14 protein-coding genes are annotated in these 18,525 nt (G+C 46.3%); 11 read left to right on the top strand and 3 right to left on the bottom strand.

The window, feature by feature from the left end; genetic code table 11:
* Positions 1-131 precede the first annotated feature (131 nt).
* From fabF to ftsY, 4 genes are all read left to right on the top strand, one after another.
* Positions 132-1,370: a beta-ketoacyl-ACP synthase II gene (gene fabF, locus ACQKMP_RS01665; RefSeq protein WP_076282776.1), complete on the top strand. Its 1,239-nt coding sequence runs from the start codon at positions 132-134 to the stop codon at positions 1,368-1,370.
* A gap of 12 nt (positions 1,371-1,382) precedes the next feature.
* Complete coding sequence (gene rnc, locus ACQKMP_RS01660) at positions 1,383-2,087, top strand: ribonuclease III (protein WP_042127220.1); 705 nt, start codon at positions 1,383-1,385, stop codon at positions 2,085-2,087.
* Positions 2,088-2,258: 171 nt separating this feature from the next.
* A complete protein-coding gene (smc, locus tag ACQKMP_RS01655; protein ID WP_427468717.1) occupies positions 2,259-5,828 on the top strand; it encodes a chromosome segregation protein SMC in 3,570 nt (1,189 codons plus the stop codon).
* A 105-nt stretch (positions 5,829-5,933) separates the two neighbouring features.
* Positions 5,934-6,932, top strand: a complete 999-nt coding sequence (gene ftsY, locus ACQKMP_RS01650; RefSeq protein WP_042187710.1) for a signal recognition particle-docking protein FtsY — start codon at positions 5,934-5,936, stop codon at positions 6,930-6,932.
* A 127-nt stretch (positions 6,933-7,059) separates the two neighbouring features.
* Here the strand turns inward: ftsY and ACQKMP_RS01645 are convergent, their stop codons facing one another.
* Positions 7,060-7,947, bottom strand: coding sequence for a DUF1835 domain-containing protein (locus tag ACQKMP_RS01645; protein WP_379421752.1), 888 nt, complete (start codon positions 7,945-7,947; stop codon positions 7,060-7,062).
* Between the two features lie 353 nt (positions 7,948-8,300).
* Between ACQKMP_RS01645 and ACQKMP_RS01640 the strand changes: the two genes are divergently transcribed.
* From ACQKMP_RS01640 to ACQKMP_RS01625, 4 genes are all read left to right on the top strand, one after another.
* Complete coding sequence (locus ACQKMP_RS01640) at positions 8,301-9,764, top strand: circularly permuted type 2 ATP-grasp protein (RefSeq protein ID WP_427468716.1); 1,464 nt, start codon at positions 8,301-8,303, stop codon at positions 9,762-9,764.
* Positions 9,765-9,836: 72 nt separating this feature from the next.
* Positions 9,837-10,790 (top strand): alpha-E domain-containing protein, encoded by a 954-nt coding sequence (locus ACQKMP_RS01635; RefSeq protein ID WP_076282772.1) that lies wholly within the window; start codon positions 9,837-9,839, stop codon positions 10,788-10,790.
* A complete protein-coding gene (locus tag ACQKMP_RS01630; protein WP_042187715.1) occupies positions 10,787-11,653 on the top strand; it encodes a transglutaminase family protein in 867 nt (288 codons plus the stop codon). The genes ACQKMP_RS01635 and ACQKMP_RS01630 overlap by 4 nt, the downstream gene beginning before the upstream one ends.
* A gap of 138 nt (positions 11,654-11,791) precedes the next feature.
* A complete protein-coding gene (locus ACQKMP_RS01625) occupies positions 11,792-12,601 on the top strand; it encodes an SDR family oxidoreductase (protein WP_042187718.1) in 810 nt (269 codons plus the stop codon).
* Here the strand turns inward: ACQKMP_RS01625 and ACQKMP_RS01620 are convergent.
* Positions 12,590-13,069 (bottom strand): SRPBCC family protein, encoded by a 480-nt coding sequence (locus ACQKMP_RS01620; RefSeq protein WP_042187720.1) that lies wholly within the window; start codon positions 13,067-13,069, stop codon positions 12,590-12,592. The two genes, ACQKMP_RS01625 and ACQKMP_RS01620, sit on opposite strands and share 12 nt — an antisense overlap.
* A 1,158-nt stretch (positions 13,070-14,227) precedes the next feature.
* Here ACQKMP_RS01620 and ACQKMP_RS01615 point away from each other — a divergent pair.
* Positions 14,228-14,626, top strand: a complete 399-nt coding sequence (locus tag ACQKMP_RS01615) for a DnaJ family domain-containing protein (RefSeq protein WP_427468715.1) — start codon at positions 14,228-14,230, stop codon at positions 14,624-14,626.
* A gap of 115 nt (positions 14,627-14,741) precedes the next feature.
* Here ACQKMP_RS01615 and ACQKMP_RS01610 read toward each other — a convergent pair whose 3' ends face one another.
* Positions 14,742-15,161 carry a GNAT family N-acetyltransferase gene (locus ACQKMP_RS01610; protein WP_427468714.1) on the bottom strand — a complete coding sequence of 140 codons (420 nt, stop codon included), beginning with the start codon at positions 15,159-15,161 and terminating at the stop codon, positions 14,742-14,744.
* Positions 15,162-15,318: 157 nt separating this feature from the next.
* On the opposite strand from ACQKMP_RS01610, the gene hrpB reads away from it, so the two are divergent.
* Both hrpB and ACQKMP_RS01600 read left to right on the top strand, forming a co-directional pair.
* Entirely contained in the window at positions 15,319-17,811 is a 2,493-nt protein-coding gene (gene hrpB, locus ACQKMP_RS01605; protein ID WP_427468713.1) for an ATP-dependent helicase HrpB, read from the top strand.
* 96 nt (positions 17,812-17,907) lie between these two features.
* Entirely contained in the window at positions 17,908-18,492 is a 585-nt protein-coding gene (locus tag ACQKMP_RS01600; RefSeq protein ID WP_427468712.1) for a general stress protein, read from the top strand.
* Positions 18,493-18,525 lie beyond the last annotated feature (33 nt).

The following is an 18,525-nucleotide window of genomic DNA, read 5'->3' as shown; positions in this document are numbered from 1 at the left end:
GCAGCTTCATAGGGATTATAACAGAACCGCAGAAGCTTTAATGATGCGGTGATCGCTGTTCATATAGTAATAATTTGCAGTATATAAGTACTGAATATAATGTATACAGCCTATAGATGGGGTGATTGTGTTTGAGTCATAGAGTGGTTGTAACCGGGATGGGCGTAATTACGTCACTGGGGAAAGACTTGGAGACGTTCTGGGATAATCTGATGAGCGGTAAATCAGGTGTATCGATGGTTGAAGCGTTTGATGTCAGCGAATACACTACGCAAATTGCTTCATCAGTTAAAGACTTTGATCCGGAGGCGCTTTTTGGCCGCAAGGAAGCCCGCAAAATGGACCGTTTTGTACAATTTGCAGTGGCTGCTGGTGAAGATGCATTGAGAGACAGTGGACTTAAGATCGGTGAAGATATCGATGCTGAACGGATCGGTGTATCTGTTGGTTCGGGTATCGGTGGTCTTGGTACTTGGGAAGACAATCATAATCTGTTGCTTGAAAAAGGGCCAAAACGGGTTAGCCCGTTCTTTATCCCGATGATGATCGCTAACATGGGTTCTGGGCAGCTGTCCATTAACCTCGGTGCAAAGGGACCGAATACGACTACAGTGACGGCCTGTGCTACAGGAAGTCATTCCATTGGGGAATCATTCCGTCTGATTCAACGTGGAGACGCGGATGCTATGATCTGCGGTGGTTCGGAAGCGACCATTCGTCCAACAGGAATGGCAGGATTTTGTGCAATGAGAGCAATGTCCACTCGTAATGATGAGCCGGAGAAGGCTAGTCGGCCATTTGATGTAGATCGCGATGGTTTCGTTATGGGAGAGGGCGCTGGGATCTTGATTCTGGAATCCCTTGAACATGCTGAGAAACGTGGAGCGAAGATTTATGCTGAGGTAATCGGCTATGGTCTAAGTGCTGATGCTCACCATATGACTGAACCGGATCCAGATGGTGCAGCTCGCTGCATGAAGATGGCAATCCGTGATGCTGGTATCTCTCCTGAAGATATTGATTACATCAACGCACATGGTACTTCAACGCCTGTAGGAGATCGATCAGAAACGGCTGCTGTTAAGAAAGCATTAGGTGAACATGCCTATAAAGTAGCTATTAGCTCAACGAAATCCATGACAGGTCATCTTCTAGGTGCTGCTGGTGGAGTAGAAGCTATTATCTGCGGACTCTCTTTGCAAAAAGGCATGATTGCTCCAACAATTAATTTGGACAACCAGGACCCGGAATGTGATTTGGATTATGTACCAAATGTTCCACGTAAAGCGGATCTTGATATCGTAATGTCGAATTCGTTTGGATTCGGGGGACATAACGCAACAGTTATTCTAAAAAAATATAATCAGTAAGGGGACAGCGCGGTGAAAGGAGAACTGAAGCAGTTACAACAGCAACTTCAAATCCAATTTCACGATTCTGTGCTTCTGAAGCAGGCCTTTACCCATGCATCTTATGTGAATGAACACCGTTTCAATCAGCATCAGGACAATGAGCGCCTCGAATTTCTAGGGGATGCTGTACTGGAGCTGACGGTTTCTGAATATTTGTACAATCTGTTGCCAGATCGACCTGAAGGGGAACTGACCAAGCTACGTGCCGCTATCGTATGCGAGCCTTCGCTGGTTAAGTTCGCTGAGAGTTTAGGTTTTGGCCGTTATGTACTGCTGGGAAAAGGGGAAGAACTTACGGGCGGACGTACTCGCCCGGCCCTGCTGGCTGATGTGTTCGAATCCTTCGTGGGAGCGCTTTATCTTGACCAAGGGCTGGAAACTGTACGGTCTTTTCTTGATAATCACGTATTCCCACTTGTGGAGACGGATGGGAAACTGCAAATGCAGATGACCGATTATAAGACGGAACTGCAAGAGCTAATTCAGCAGCACAATATGGGTACGTTGGAATATCGGATCATTGAAGAACGGGGACCCGCGCATGAGCGTGAATTCGTCTCTGAAGTGTTAATGACTAACCGTTCTCTTGGTAAAGGGAGCGGCCGCTCGAAGAAGGAAGCAGAGCAGCAGGCTGCAGCAGCTGCACTGTTGCATCTGAAAGAAGATGGTGCCTGAATTTTGCATCATGTGGACAAGCGGAGGAGAGCAGCAAAGGTCTGAATACCGGCGTTTAGGCGGAGCTCAGACCGTTGCTGCTCTTTTTCGAAAGAATAGCCAAGCTTCATTTTGAAGCTATTTTAGGCGAATAAACGCTATGGTATAATGGGTCAGAGGTGATAGGCAAGTATGTTTTTGAAACGGATAGAATTAGCTGGTTTTAAATCATTTGCCGACAAAACAGAAATGGAATTTGTGCGCGGAATAACGGCCGTAGTGGGTCCGAACGGAAGCGGCAAGAGCAATATTTCTGACGGCATACGCTGGGTGCTCGGCGAACAGAGTGCTAAATCACTGCGTGGCGGCAAGATGGAAGATATTATTTTTGCCGGTAGTGACGCGCGTAAAGCTGTGAATTATGGTGAAGTATCACTTACGCTCGATAATGAGGATCACACGCTTCCACTGGATTTCAGCGAAGTTACAGTGACTCGGCGTGTTCACCGCAGTGGTGAGAGTGAATATTTAATTAATAAGCAATCCTGCCGACTAAAGGATATCACAGAGCTGTTCATGGATACCGGTATCGGGCGTGAGGCTTATTCGATTATCGGACAGGGTCGGATTGAAGAGATTCTGAGTACTCGTTCCGAGGATCGGCGAGGCATCTTTGAAGAGGCATCGGGTATTGTAAAATATAAATCGCGCAAAAAAGATGCAAGTCGAAAGCTTGACGACACGGAGCAAAACTTGCTTCGTATTCACGATTTGATTAGTGAGCTTGAGGATCAGATTGGTCCCCTTAAGGATCAATCGGAGAAGGCCATTCGCTTTAAAGAGCTTCGGGAACAACTGAAGCATCAGGAAATTTCAGTCTATGTGCATCAGATTGAAGGCATTCATACAGCTTGGCAGGAAGGTAACGCTAAGCTCGAAACTTTAAAGGATGAGCAACTGGAATTATCTACAGTTGTCTCAGCCCATGATGCCAAGCTGGAAAGCGGACGTGCTGAACTGCGCGCGTTAGAAGAACAGATCGAGAAGCAGCAAGAGCAATTGCTCCGTTATAGTGAAGCTTATGAGAAGAGCGAAGGTTACGGGGAAGTGTTGAAGGAACGCAAGCGTAATCTTGAGAGCAACCGTGAACAGTTAATGCTCACATTAGGTTCTGTAGGTGAGCGTTCTGCGGACCGACAGCGTGAGCTTGGGGATTTAGAAGCTAAGCTCGAAGCGTCCCGGCTTAAGCTTGTTGAGCTTCGGAAACAGATCGAAGCGGAAGAGGCAAGACTCGAAGGTGTCGCTGACGGTATTAGTCAGAGCCAGGAGGAGAAGCTGAAAAGTGCTCTCCTGGAGTTAATGAACCTTATGGCGAATGCACGTAACGAAATTCGTTACGCGGATCAACAGAAGGAGAACCTGGAGCGTCGTATGAGCCGCAGTGAAGAAGAAAGCGGCAAATGGACTGCACGGCATGAAGAGCTGTCTGCTAACCAGAAAGGGCTAAAAGACAAGATTGCCCAGCTTGGAAAAGAACTAAGCAATCTTCGTGGTGCTTATATTACTGAAAGTGAACAACTTAGTAAACGTCAGAAGCTGATTGAAGAGACGCAATCAGGTCTGAGAAAATGGGAACAGAAGCGGGAAGCACAAGTCTCCCGTCACGAGACCATGAAAGAAATGCAGGATGATTTCGATGGCTTTATGCTTGGGGTTAAAGAAGTTCTCAAAGGAGCTCGTAAAGGACAGCTTAACGGTGTGCATGGTGCGGTTGCTGAACTCATCTCCGTTCCTGAGAAGCTGGAAATGGCTGTTGAGACTGCGCTGGGTGCATCGCTGCAACACGTGGTTATGGATAATGAGAGCGTGTCTCGTCAAGCGATATCTTTCCTGAAGCAACGTCAATTGGGACGAGCTACTTTTCTACCACTCGATGTTATCCGGCCACGCCAAATTTCCGGTAGCGACCGAGGAATGGTGGAAGATGCTGAAGGTTTTGTTGGAATTGGTTCCGAACTCGTTGGATACGATGATAAGTATGCAAGTATTGTTGGCAGTTTGCTTGGCAATGTAGTTATTGCTGAGAGCCTGGAGCAGGCTAATCGCATCGCCGCTAGATGCCAGTATCGTTATCGTGTGGTTACGCTAGAGGGTGATGTAGTCAATGCCGGGGGCTCCATGACTGGTGGTAGCCAGCATAAGAAGAACAATAGCTTACTTAGTCGTAAACGCCAGCTGGATCAGCTGAGCAGTGAGATCGAAGAGAGCGAGCGTCAAATTGTTAAGCTGAAACAAGGCATAGCCAGACTTCGTGAAGAGCAGGAAAACGCTAGCGTGAAGCTAGAGGACCTGCGCCGTGATGGTGATGAGAAGAGACTGGAAGAGCAACGTGTTTCTGGCGATTTGAAGCAGCTTGAACAGGAGCTGCGGCATGTGCAGGAACAAGTGGAGAGCACAGGCGCGGAACGTAGTGGCTTTGAAAGTGAGGTCCGTACGCTTGAGGAGACTCGGAAACAAGCCTCTGCTGAGCTTGAACGTCTCGAGAAGGAAGAGAAGGAAGCTCATGAGGGTATCCGTAATGCCGAATCGGCGCGTAAAGCGAATGAATCCGCTAAGGAAGAGTTGCAAGGTAAGCTGACCAGTATGAAGGTTTCGGAAGGCAAGCTCGATCAGGAGATCTTCTCCTTGGAGGAGCAATTACGTCGTCTAAGACAAGATGCGGGTTCACAGGATAAAGAGCTGCGCCAGAATCGAAATCTGTTACATACGATCGAACAGGATTTGGCTAGTAATGCTTTGGAAACCGTGAAACAGAAAGAAGATTTGAATAGTTATCGTCTGAAGAAGGAAGAGACAGCCGGTACTTTGGATCTAGCTCGGGCGGAACGTTCAGTGTTAACCCGTAAGCTTGAGCTAGAGGAGGGCAAGACCAAGGATCAGCGTCAGGCACTTAGAGTCGTGGAGGACAAGCTGCGTTCTACTGAAGTTTCTGTGGGTCGTCTCGATGTTGAACTTGATAATATTCTTCGTAAGCTGAGTGATGATTACGAGCTAAGCTATGAACTAGCGAAGCAACGTTATCCTGTGCCCGAAGATGTGCCTGCCGCACAAGCGGATGTACAGCGTCTGAAACGCAGTATTTCTGCATTGGGCGAAGTGAACTTAGGTGCGATTGAAGAATATCAGCGTGTTCATGAGCGTTACACCTTCCTCAGTGGACAAAAAGATGACCTGGTCGAAGCCAAGACTACCCTGTATCAAGTTATCCGTGAGATGGAAGATGAAATGTCCAAACGCTTCAAACAGACCTTTGATGCGATCCGTAAACAATTCGGTACGGTATTCTCGAAGCTGTTCGGAGGCGGTCGAGCCGATCTCATGCTTCTGGATCCAGAACATATGCTTGAAACAGGTATAGATATCGTAGCCCAACCACCGGGTAAAAAGCTTCAAAACCTGCAGCTCTTATCTGGTGGGGAACGCGCCTTAACTGCGATGGCCCTCTTGTTCGCCATCCTGCAAGTGAAGCCGGTTCCGTTCTGCGTACTGGATGAGGTAGAGGCTGCGCTAGATGAAGCGAATGTCGTACGTTTTGCACAGTATTTGCGTGAGTTCTCGGAACAAACGCAATTTATCGTCGTTACACACCGCAAAGGAACGATGGAAGAGGCGGATGTGCTCTACGGAGTGACGATGGAAGAAGGCGGAGTATCTAAGCTTGTCTCTGTACGTTTAGAGGATGAGGAAGCAGAGATCGCTTAACGGCTTGCCAAAATGGTGATTTTTTTAAGTATCTGCTTTCGAAGCGAGTTTTGTACGAAGTTAAATCAATGAAGTGTCGCTCACAAAACTTTTAGGAGGAAACAAATGAGCTTTTTCAGGAAGTTAAAAGAAAGCATTTCCGGCAAAACGGAAAGTGTAACCAAACAATTCCGCGACGGATTAGAGAAAACCCGTAAAGGCTTTGTCGAGAAGGTAGCAGACCTGATTATCCGCCGTAAAAAAATAGATGAAGAGTTCTACGAAGAACTGGAAGAAATCTTGATTGGTGCGGACGTAGGTGTTAATACAGTAATGACACTTGTCGAGGATCTGCGCGCCGAAGTGAAGCAAAAACGAATTGAAGATGCAGCTGAGCTGCAACCCATTTTGTCCCGTAAGCTCATGGAATTGCTGCGCGGCGATGACGATAACAGCCTGAAGGAAAATCCGGATGGCATTACAGTTATCTTGTTCGTTGGGGTAAATGGAGTAGGCAAGACGACTACGATCGGTAAACTAGCACATCGTTACAAACAAGAGGGTAAAAAAGTTCTTTTGGCCGCAGGGGATACGTTCCGTGCCGGAGCGATTGAACAACTCGAAGTTTGGGGTCAACGTGCTGGCGTAGACGTAATTAAGCAACAAGCTGGCTCTGACCCAGCCGCTGTTATGTTCGATGCTGTTCAAGCGGCTAAGCAGCGGAATGTAGATATCTTGATTTGCGATACGGCAGGCAGACTTCAGAATAAGAGCAATCTGATGGAAGAGCTCAACAAGATTTTCCGCGTTATTCAAAGAGAAATTCCTAGTGCTCCGCATGAAGTACTGATGGTGCTAGATGCGACCACAGGTCAAAATGCGCTTACTCAGGCCAAGCTATTTGGTGAAAAGAGTGGGGTGACAGGGCTCGTCTTGACGAAGCTGGATGGTACAGCTAAAGGCGGAATTGTAGTAGCCATTCGTCAGGAAATGAACTTACCAGTGAAGCTCGTAGGGCTCGGAGAAAAGATGGAAGACTTGCAGCCATTTGATTCTCAGCAGTTCGTGCATGCTCTTTTTGCCGGATTAATTGCTGAGGAAGAGTCAGAAGAATCGGAAGAGTAAGTGTAATCCATCCCTACACATGATCATAAAGAAGTCATATTTACAAGGAATGTCCTCGAAGCTATATTTAGTTTATGAGGGCATTCCTTTTTTATAAAATATTTGTTAGTTGTTAATGTAGTGACCTCTAAGGAATTCTTAAAAAGTACAAATGCATCGCGTAGGGTATCCCTTTAAATAACAGCTTTCCCTCACTAATAAGCCTCCAGAAGCGATATTCTATAAATGAGGTACTGATAAATAAATTCCACTGCCCTATAATTGCACCTACAATAAGTCCTGCATTTACGAAATGATCTCCCTGTTCATTCTTTTGCAGTTGCAGAATTAAGGATAGAATGTCTTCGTCATAGTATGTTTCGGGTACATTCGTTAGCTGACCTTTGGACCAGACTCGAAGCATATCCTCAGTGTTGCTGATTTCTTGCCACTCCAGCTCATACTGTTTTCTCTGCGCGGAGGTAAGGGGTTGCGTATTTTCGGTGTTTTTGATAATAGTTTGCACAGCTTCGTTTGGGAGCTGACCCAGGGACTGGGGAGATAAGTCCATGCTATATTGTTCAGTAATCCCGGGAAGCTCCTCATAAGCTTCGATTGGATTTATAACATAAATAGGTTGCTTCCTCTCACTAAGAACAGAAAGTGCAAATCGTAAACCTGTCTGATCATGGGAGTTGTTTCCGCACCAAATAGTGATTTTTTTGTCCTCGGGAATTTCTTTTAAGGTCTGAATCATGGCTCCCAGTGTATGCTGGGGATTGAGATGATAACCCTGATCCGGAAATCGTTCCTGAAACCATAACTCACGGGCTTGACACCCTTCATCATTAGGTAATTTGCACAGCGGTCCAGCAGAGAACGTCTCATTAAATGAAAGTACTCTTATTAAATGACGACTGCCTACACGACTAAGTGCTACCTTCATCGAACCAGCTTCTGACAAGCCAAATAAAAGAAAAATATGATCCCGCCTAGCCTCTTCCTGCTCCATGGTCATAGTATATTTGTGATCCATTTGTTCACTCTCCTAACGCTCCAAATTATACCATATAACTGAAATCACCTTCCCAGACAACTATATAAAAAATACAACATATGAAAAATTCATAATAGTAATGCTTGTCACTACTCCTGCATACAATTCAATGAAGAAACTACATTTCAGCTCCGGCAACCTATATAAGAGAGAAAGGAAGCGATTCCAAAACACGGAAATATTCAGAGATCGCATTTCTCTGTTATATATATTGACATCGGTGATAGGATTTACGTATTATGGGAATACAAAACAATATTTTCTTGGATATTTTCAGAAATTAAAGTATGACTTGTTAGTAAAGATAACATTTATCGAAAGGAGTCGGGCTCATGTCCAAATTAGATCCTCTGCCAGGTCTGTCTCCGTATCCGCTGCAACATTTTTTCGATGAAATGTATGCAGATAAGAGAAATGTCCGGCCGCATTACAGACATGTGAATCGCATGTTTTCCGGAATGAGCTCCGAAGAGCTGCAGGGTAAGCAGAATTTGATGCAGCGCAGGATGATGGAGGAAGGAATTACTTTTACGCTATACAATCCGGCTCAGGATCATCCCATGGAGCGTACGATTCCCTTCGATATGATTCCACGCATTATTCCTAAGAATGAATGGGAGAGGCTAGAGGCTGGAATTATTCAGCGTATCACGGCTTTGAATCTGTTCATTCATGATATCTACCATGAGCAGTACATCGTAAAGGATGGAATAGTCCCAAGGCGTATGATCATCTCCAACTGTTATTTCCGGCCAGAAATGGCTGGTCTAAGGGTGCCTGGTGGAGCCTACATCACTACCTCGGGAATCGATCTGATCCGCCATCATGATGGGCAATATTATGTGCTTGAAGATAATCTACGAACGCCTTCAGGTTTTTCATATCTTTTTAAAGGCAGAACCCTTATGAATCAGTTGTTTCCTGAATTGTCCTTTGCCAGCTCCATCCGAGATGTTGATCATAGCTTGAATCGCTTCTTATCCGTTCTACGTAGTTTATCACCCTCACGAAAGTCAGATCCGGTTATAGCACTCCTTACACCTGGGGAATACAATTCTGCTTATTATGAGCATGCTTTTCTAGCACAACAGATGGGTATATATTTGGTTGAAGGACGAGATTTGGTTGCAAAGGATCACAAAATATATTTGAAAGAAATGAACGGACTTCGCCGCGTAGATGTACTATATCGCCGTTTGGATGATGATTTCATCGATCCGTTAGCTTTTCAGCCGGATTCACTTCTAGGGGTGGCGGGTCTGATGAATGCGTATCGGGCAGGGAATGTAGCGATTGCTAATGCCCCGGGGACTGGTGTTGCTGATGATAAAGCGATGTATGTCTATGTACCGGATATGATTCGTTATTATCTGAATGAAGAACCGATTCTTGGGAATGTCCCGACCTATTTGCTAGGCAGGCCTGATGAACGTTTATATGTCCTTGAGAACCTATCTGAAATGGTTGTTAAGGAAACCTCTTTATCCGGGGGATACGGAATGTTGATCGGAAGCGAAGCTACGAAAGAAGAACTCGCTGAATTTCGAATGAAGATTATCGCAGATCCGGAACGTTATATAGCACAGCCTATTATGTCTCTGTCCAGAGCACCTGTATTGTCTGGTGGGACTATGGCACCGAGACATATCGACCTTCGAGCTTTTGTATTAATGGGTGCTGACCGTAAGCCACATGTTATCCCTGGGGGATTGACACGGGTGGCTATGAAAGAAGGGTCTTTGGTCGTAAACTCCTCGCAAGGTGGTGGCGTAAAAGATACTTGGGTCATGGCTTGATACAACCTAGTGAGGCTTGTTGATGATTAACAAAATGCAGCATCAATTTGTTAAATAAGGGAGTGGCTGGAGATGCTGAATCGAAATGCTGAAGCTTTGTTCTGGATCGGCAGATATATTGAAAGGGCAGAGAATCATGCGCGGCTAATCAATGTTCATTATCATATCCAGCAGGAAGAGGATTTTCATGAAGAAGGACATAAATGGTCAAGGTTAATCGATGCGCTAGGCGTTCGAGGTGAATATATGCAGCAGTTCGAAACCTTTTCTGAGCAGGATGTCCTATCTTTCATCACACTTGATTTAGGCAATTCTAATTCATTATTCTCTTGCGTACATCATGCCAGAAATAATCTGCGAACACTCCGTCAGCAGCTTCCAAGTGAATTATGGGATGTTGTCAACAGCTTCAACCTATGGCTTGGTGAGCGGTCTGTTGCAGATATTATGAGCGGCCCACATCAGTTCTATCAGCAGGTTAAGGAGCGTACAGCCATGTTTCTCGGAGCAGAGCAGTCGGTAATGCTTAGAGGGAATGAGTGGCATTTCATTGAAAGTGGACGGTTTCTAGAGCGGGCAGAGAATACAACTCGTATCTTGCAGGCGGTCATTGCCTCATGCCGATTTAAGGAGCTTGACGCGGTTTATACTCAGTTGCAGGCGGTGCTTAAATCCGTTAGTGGGTACCAGGCGTTTCGCCGTTATTATGCAGATGCTATGTCCCCGGAGAGCATTTTAGATTTCTTGATTGCGAATCCCAAATTTCCGCGTTCCATTCGTTTTTCTTTTCATCAGCTGGAAGAGCATTTAGCAAAGCTTGAACTAGATCCCTCAGAGAAAGGTTCAGGTCATGAGAAGGTTATCCGGCAAGCGGGTAAGCTAAAAGCAGAGCTGGATTATATGGAAAAGGAAGAAATGTCCGGCGAGCTAGTGGAAGATGTGCTTAAATCGCTGGTGATATCCTGTCAGAAACTTGGTAAAACAATGGAGGGCGCCTTTTTTCGGCGAGAAGGAGTGTCTGTATGAAGATTCAAATCAATCATACCACCACATACAGCTATCCAGAGCCGGTTACGGACAGTGTCAATGAGATCAGACTCACGCCACGTACGAATTATCGCCAATCCTGTTATCACCATGAAGTGGATATTTACCCGCCAGCCAATCTATTAACCTATGAGGATTTCTTCGGGAATCGGGTCCATGCCTATTCGGTTAATAAGCCGCATACGGAGATGGTAATCCACACTAAAGCTACTGTAGTTACACTGGATAAAGCTCAGGGGACAGATCTCCCGAGAACATCTCTTGAAGAACAAATTAGATTGTTAAATGACGAGGGATTTCAGAACCGTTATATTGAGTTTATATTGCCGACTCGTTATACCGAGGTGACGCCTGAATTAGTGGAGTTTGCCTCACAGTACCCTTTTAATGAAGCAGAGGATATGTATGAATGGATTCTTAAATTATCTGCGACGATTTATGAACAGTTCACCTATGACCCTGAGGCTACAAGTGTAAATACTACGGTAAAAAAAGCACTGAAGCTTAAACGCGGTGTATGTCAGGATTATGCTCATCTAATGATTGCTGTCTGCCGTAGTGTCGGTCTGCCTTCCAGATATGTAAGTGGATATCATTTTGTTGGTGATCTGCAAGGGAGTAATGCTAATTTTGAGCAAGCTTCTCATGCTTGGGTGGAGACTCACATTCCGGGTACAGGTTGGCTTGGTTTCGATCCGACAAATAATGTTGAGGTCAATTGGCGCTACATTAAGTTAGGTCACGGACGGGACTACAAAGATATTGTACCTGTAAAAGGTGTATATCGTGGTGGAGCGGGCACTCTGACCGTGAAAGTGGATGTGCGGAAGTTGGACAATTAGATGTATAGATCTAGATGAAACTCTCAGTTCAAGTTTTTGAACGGGGAGTTTTTTTGTGAAGATGATTCCAGTGTGCATGTATTTGGGTAATCTTGATCCATAGTACATCACTAAGAGATCTTAAGGGAGAGATTACATATGAGTCCAAACATAGCTAAGAAACAAAGATTCATTGGAAAAACAGCAATTATAACAGGAGCGGGCTCAGGAATTGGTCGGGCTACCGCTATTAAGCTGGCGAGGGAAGGTGCTAATGTAGCGCTTTTTGATTTGAATCTTGAACGTACCTCATCTTTGGCGGATAAGCTGAACAAGTTTCGGAAAGATTGCGCATTGGCCATAGAGGTAGATACTTCAGATGAAAAAGGGATGGAGGAAGCCGTTCGCAGGACTGTCGAACAATTCGGCGGCTTAGATGTAGTATTCGCTAACGCGGGAATCAATGGTGCGGTGGGACCAATAGAGGAACTGAGCCTGAGTGATTGGGAGCGCACGATGTCGGTGAACTTGACGGGGACCTTTTTGACCTTGAAATATACGATCCCTCATCTGAAGGATAAAGGGAAAGGTAGCATTATCATCACTAGCTCCATCAATGGGAATACTAGATTTGCCAGCTTTGGGTGGTCTACGTATAGTACTACCAAAGCTGGACAGGTAGCTTTTGCCAAAATGGCTGCACTTGAGCTAGCTAAGTTTAAAATTCGAGTGAATGTGATCTGCCCCGGGGCGATTGCTACCAATATAGATGAAACCACTGAAATGAACGAAGAAGTAGAAGCGATCGTCATTCCGATTGAATTTCCCGATGGTGCGCAGCCGCTGGCGGATGGGCCGGGTAAACCGGATAATGTTGCCGATCTAGTTTCTTTTTTGGCTTCCGATGAATCTATTCATATTACAGGTGCGCAAATTGTGATTGATGGAGCAGAGTCCTTATTGTCCTAATTTAGAGATCGCTTCCCGGTATCGTTCATACCAAACGTTCCATTCAGCTTTTCGTGACTCCAGCGTCGTACCATCCAGAAGATGCTGGATCACGTCCAGACATACATGCCAGCCAGCTAAATCTCGGGGTGTGTGTGGCGTGAGCGTTCGGATCGTTTCATTCAAGACGAGTAAACATCCTTCTGAATTTGGATATAGCTCAAAGCGAACGGAATCTTCAGCCCACGTAAATTCAAGAACAGATTCATGTTGCAGGGCGGTAATCGTCATTTCCTCAAAGGTGCCGTCTTGCATATCAAACTTGATTAATCCCCCTTCACGCAGGTCTTCAACACGTAATTCAGTGAACCATAAAGCAAGCTTCTCATTCTCTGTCAGAAAGGACCATATTTCTGATGCGGGATGTTTTAGTTGACGTTCGAAACGAGCGACATAATGATCATCTGCTTTTTTGAGGTTAGCTATCATGTTATATTTCTCCTTTGGACTACTGCTGTAGTCCTTTTTTTATTGTTTAGGAAATTATACAATACAAAAAAAATGTGGATAACTCCGAAGAAAGAGGAAGGAGGGGTGAACGTGAAGAAGCAGGAGACATGAAATAAACGAGGAGTCATCCGTCAGATTCTAAAAACCGAGCGGACCTTATATCCTCCGAAATGCATGTTTTAGTCGAGCCTACGGACAAATGTAAGCGAAAAACCGAATACAAATGTGCCGCCAGTAACGTAAATGAGCCAAATGTATGCGGAAAATCGAATACAATGTGCCGACGGTAACATAAACGAGCCAAATGTATGCGAAAAATCGAATACAATGTGCCGCCGGTAACGTAAACGAGCCAAATGTATGCGAAAAACTGAATACAATGTGCCGCCGGTAACGTAAATGAGCAAGCGCTGTTATTCGCCCCAGATCACCCGGGAAGGGGCTTGTTATTAGGGAATAAGTGCAATACGGTCCGTCCCTAATATATGTGCTCATTTCATCAAAATAAAGCCATTCGGTCCGTAAGCGGAACCTCACTACGAAGGTGTATATGGATACGAGTATGGAATTACGGATGTACTCAGCTTGTAACTCTACCTCCAAGGACGACGTCAGGCGTTTTTCTTGTTGAGTTGAGGCTTATTAGAACGAGTATAACAATTGTTCGCATGAAAAAAAACTATTGTACGGTTTGGTTAGGCGTCTGTAATATGTTGCGGACAGGGAGCAGAGAATGATGGTGTAGCAGAATGAATTGAATTTGCGGAATGGGGACTCTTGAATCCTGAGCGATCTGCGGAGGCGAATATGAGGATGCGCAGACTTTTCGGACTGCATAGCTCTTATTTCCACAATTTCTATTAAAATAGGGTGTATTTGCGTGAATAGGTGCAACTGAGTCCGATAGTATAGCAAAATAGCCTGAAATTGCGAAATAAGTGCTCCTTAGTCCGAACGATCTGCGATGACGAGGAAGATTCATAGAACGGAGAAGGATCGCCTTTTATAAGAATGCATTGCGGCAGTTTGATGTAAATCTACAGTTTTTTATGCTAAAATAGACGCAATTCTGCTTACCATACTTTTGCTTAGGCGGGATAGATCATAGTAGTGGTATTGGTGAAGGAGGCTGCGTATATGGGGATGATGTCCTGGCTGGTTGAGCAGCGGATTCAGGAATCTATGCGTAATGGGGAATTTGGAGATTTACCTGGGCATGGCAAGCCACTGGAGCTTGAGGATTTATCGGGCGTGCCAGAAGAATTGCGCATGTCTTTCAAAATTATGAAGAATTCCGGGCTGGTGCCCGAGGAAGTATCTTTGCGTGCAGAATGCGTTACCCTCGAAGGGCTGCTTGCTGCCTGCCACAATAGCGGAGGCCCTGAAACTAGTGAAGGCAAGGCAATTCGGACAAAATTGTCTTTGAAAAGGCTGCGTCTGCAAGAGCTTCTGCGTGAACGAGGCTTAGATAATAATCCTGCTTTTATGCAATACAGTGTTCAAATACACGAACAGATAATTAGGGAAGAAGAATAACGCTTATTAGGGTCCTGTTGTATGGACATGATGATAAATAGTGTGAAATAAAAGCAGCTCTTAGTCCATAAAGAGACGAAAGCGCTGCCTTTTTGCGTGCTTCGTTTCACAAGTGTCATTTTACTTGCTTGAAATATACCCATTCTGGATCACCATCGTCTAAATTCTCAATGATTCCGCTTCTTACAAATCCTAGAGAAAGACACACTTGCTGCATGATCGTATTGGATTCATTGGTGGAAGTAAACAGCTTGGGGGTTGGAGAGTATTCTTCAGTGTAACGAATAAGTGCACCGGCAATGCCAAGACGTCTGAAATTGGGATTCACAATTACGAGCTGAATAAAACAGCATTCGAAAAAAGTGGTATCGTAACAAGCAAAACCGACAGGCTCACTGTTAATCGATGCTACAACACATTGCTCATTTAGAATATATTGTTCGATTTTAGGTTTGCGAATTTCGCTGCCAATGACCATGCTATCGATCTTGCTGAGCATAGATAAATCTGAAATAGTGGCTTTAGTTACGAGCATTTTAGAAAGTCTCCTTTTTTATAATATAAGAAAGTTATACTTGAAATGGTAAGTACAGATTGTCTTGATCTTTGGAGTTTTTTCGCACATGATGAATAGGGTTTAGACCACATCAAAGGAAATCATAACATATTATTACAAACGATGGAGAGATATAATGAAACAGCTTCCAATAATACAGGTGCTTCCAGACCTGAAACACATACTTCGCTCAACAAGGGCGGCTGTTCTGATCGCAGAACCCGGTGCGGGCAAAACAACTGGAACGCCTCCGGCATTTCTGGACGAGCCATGGATGGCTGGTAAAAGCATTCTTATGCTTGAGCCTAGAAGACTTGCCGCTAGATCAGCTGCAACTTACATGGCTTCCAATCTTGGAGAAAGTGTTGGACAGACGGTAGGTTATCGGATGCGGAACGACACTAAGGTAGGCAAGAATACACGAATTGTTGTAGTGACTGAAGGTGTCTTAACGAGGATGCTTCAGAGTGATCCATCGCTAGGGGATGTGGGGCTGATTATTTTTGATGAGTTCCATGAGCGTAGTCTACATGCGGATCTGGGACTTGCTCTGGCGCTGGAAGCACAGGCTGTGCTGCGTGATGATCTTCGGATTCTGATTATGTCAGCAACACTAGATAGTGAACGGGTCTCGGTTATGCTGGGTGATGCGCCAGTGATTGATTGTCCGGGACGAACCTATCCGGTGGAAACTATCTATACCCCAACTACAGGAAATCTTCCGATTGAAAAATCGGCCACAGCCGCAGTGAGACGTGCGCTTGCTGAACAGCCGGGAGATGTACTTGTATTCTTGCCGGGTGAACGGGAGATTCGCAGAACCCAAAATGAGTTGGAACATGGAAAACTGCCTGTCGGGGTAGTGCTTCGTCCTTTATACGGACAATTACCACAGGCTATGCAGGATGCTGCAGTGGCTCCATCCATAAACGGCGAACGTAAAGTCGTACTAGCGACCTCCATTGCGGAGACAAGCTTGACAATCGAAGGTGTGCGAACGGTAATTGATACAGGGCTGCGTCGCACGCAGATTTTCTCTCCGCGTACGGGAATGCCAAGTCTTACGACGGTTCCGGTATCGAAAGCCTCTGCCGATCAGCGGCGAGGACGGGCCGGGCGGACAGCTCCGGGCGTATGCTACAGGCTGTGGAGTCAGGAGGAGCATAATCGCCTTCCGGATGACAATGTGCCGGAGATTATGGAGACGGATCTTGCGCAGCTCGCTTTGGAGCTGGCGCTGTGGGGCGTGCGCGATCCTGCCGCGCTAGCTTGGCTTGACGCGCCGCCCGCTGCGCCTTATGCGCAGGGCACCGCGCTGCTGCGCCAGCTCGGCGCGCTGGATACCGGCGGCGCCATCACGCCGCACGGCCGCAGTATGGCCGCGCTTGGCGCGCACCCGCGAGCCGCGCATATGCTGCTGCGCGCGGCAGAGCTTGGCGCAGCACCGCTCGCCTGCCGGCTGGCGGCGCTGCTGCAAGAGCGGGACCTGTTCAAGGGTCCCGCGGCACTAGATTGCGACCTCACGCTGCGCGTAGAGGCGCTGCTCCGGTTCGAACGCTCCGCCGACACGGGCGGAGCGGACTCTGCGGCTCTGCGCGCGGTGGTGCGCGAGAGCCGCAATTTCCTGGCGCAGCTGCAAGCAGCGCCGGGCGGGACCGTGAACGAAATCAGCCTCTGCGGGCTGCTTCTGTCGTTCGCCTATCCCGACCGGATCGGGCAGAAACGCGGTGATGGCGCGTTTCTGCTCTCCGCCGGTCGTGGCGTGGCCATGCGGGAAGGGCAACCGCTGGCACGATCCGCTTATATTGTGGCCGCGTCTGTTGACGATCGAGCCACACAAGGTGCAATCTTGCTGGCAGCTGAGCTAGAAGAAGGACAACTGCTTAAATATCATATAGATCACATTACAGAGGATTCTGACGTGCATTGGGATAAAGAAAGTGGAAGTGTGAAGAAACGCCGTCGAACGATGCTTGGCGCTCTTGTCTTAAAAGAAACGTCACATGAAAGACCCTCCTCAGAAGAAACAGCGAAAGTACTGCTAAGTGTAATCGCAGAGGATGGGATTGATATCTTACCGTGGGAAAAGGGACCTCTGCAGCTTCGTGAGCGGCTAATGTTTATGCACGCCTTACGTTCAGATTGGCCGGATGTCTCTGATGAAGCATTAATTGAGATGCTTGATGAATGGCTATTACCTTACATTCACGGTATGCGTAATTTGCGTGACCTTCAGCGAATCCCGTTATCCCGGGCGCTTGAGGGGTTGCTGGACTGGAATCAGCGACAGCTTCTTGAACAGGAAGCGCCGACACATATAACAGTTCCTAGTGGTTCGCGTGTGCCCGTGGACTATGCTAATCCAGCTGCTCCCGTACTGGCTGTGCGTTTGCAAGAGATGTTTGGACAGTTAGACACCCCTAGAATTGGAGGGGGGAAGGTACCTGTTTTACTTCATCTTTTGTCACCGGCAAGAAGACCGATGCAGGTGACTTCTGACCTTGCAAGCTTTTGGCGTGGTACTTATTTTGAGGTTAAAAAGGATCTAAAAGGACGTTATCCTAAGCACTATTGGCCAGACGATCCCTTGCAAGCAATTCCGACCAATCGAACACGTCCCAATAAATAATAAGGTCCTTCGTGCACTTGAAATTTTAATTAGATGTTTTGTCTTCAGCTTACAGGGTAATTAACTAGCGAAGACAATTACTAAGGAGGGCTTCAAGTGACTAAAAAAATCGTAGGTATCTTTGATACAGAACAAGAAGCAACCAGAGCAATTGAAGGACTTCACAATCAAGGGTTCAGTAATGATGAAATATCAGTAATCACACGTGATCGTGATGAGCTAAGACATATTTCGGATGATACAGGCACAAAAGCTCCCGAGGGTGTTGCAACAGGTGCAGCTACAGGCGGCGTATTGGGTGGTGTTACCGGACTGCTAGCAGGTATCGGAGCGCTCGCAATTCCGGGGATTGGTCCTATTCTGGCAGCGGGACCTATTGTGGCAACGTTAACAGGTGTAGCCGTGGGTGCAGGTGCAGGTGGCTTAGTTGGTGGCTTGATCGGTCTTGGCATTCCTGAGGATGAGGCAAAAGAGTACGAAGGATACGTTGATAGTGGCAAGATCCTTGTGCTTGTTGAGGATAATGGACGAGGGTATCAAGCGCATGATGTGTTCCGAGACAATCGCTCACTAAATGCTCAGCGTTACGAAGGCGTCTATAACGAAGACACTCGACTAGGTAATTCGATGGCTAACAGAGCAGACCGAACGGCTGAAGTTTACAACCGCGATAAAATCTAAAATGTTAATCGACCTACTTTTACTATAAACAAT

The sequence above is a fragment of the Paenibacillus sp. NPDC101420 genome, assembly GCF_050277435.1.
Taxonomy (GTDB): Bacteria; Bacillota; Bacilli; order Paenibacillales; family Paenibacillaceae; genus Paenibacillus_AQ.
This window is presented reverse-complemented; position numbering and strand designations above follow the sequence as displayed.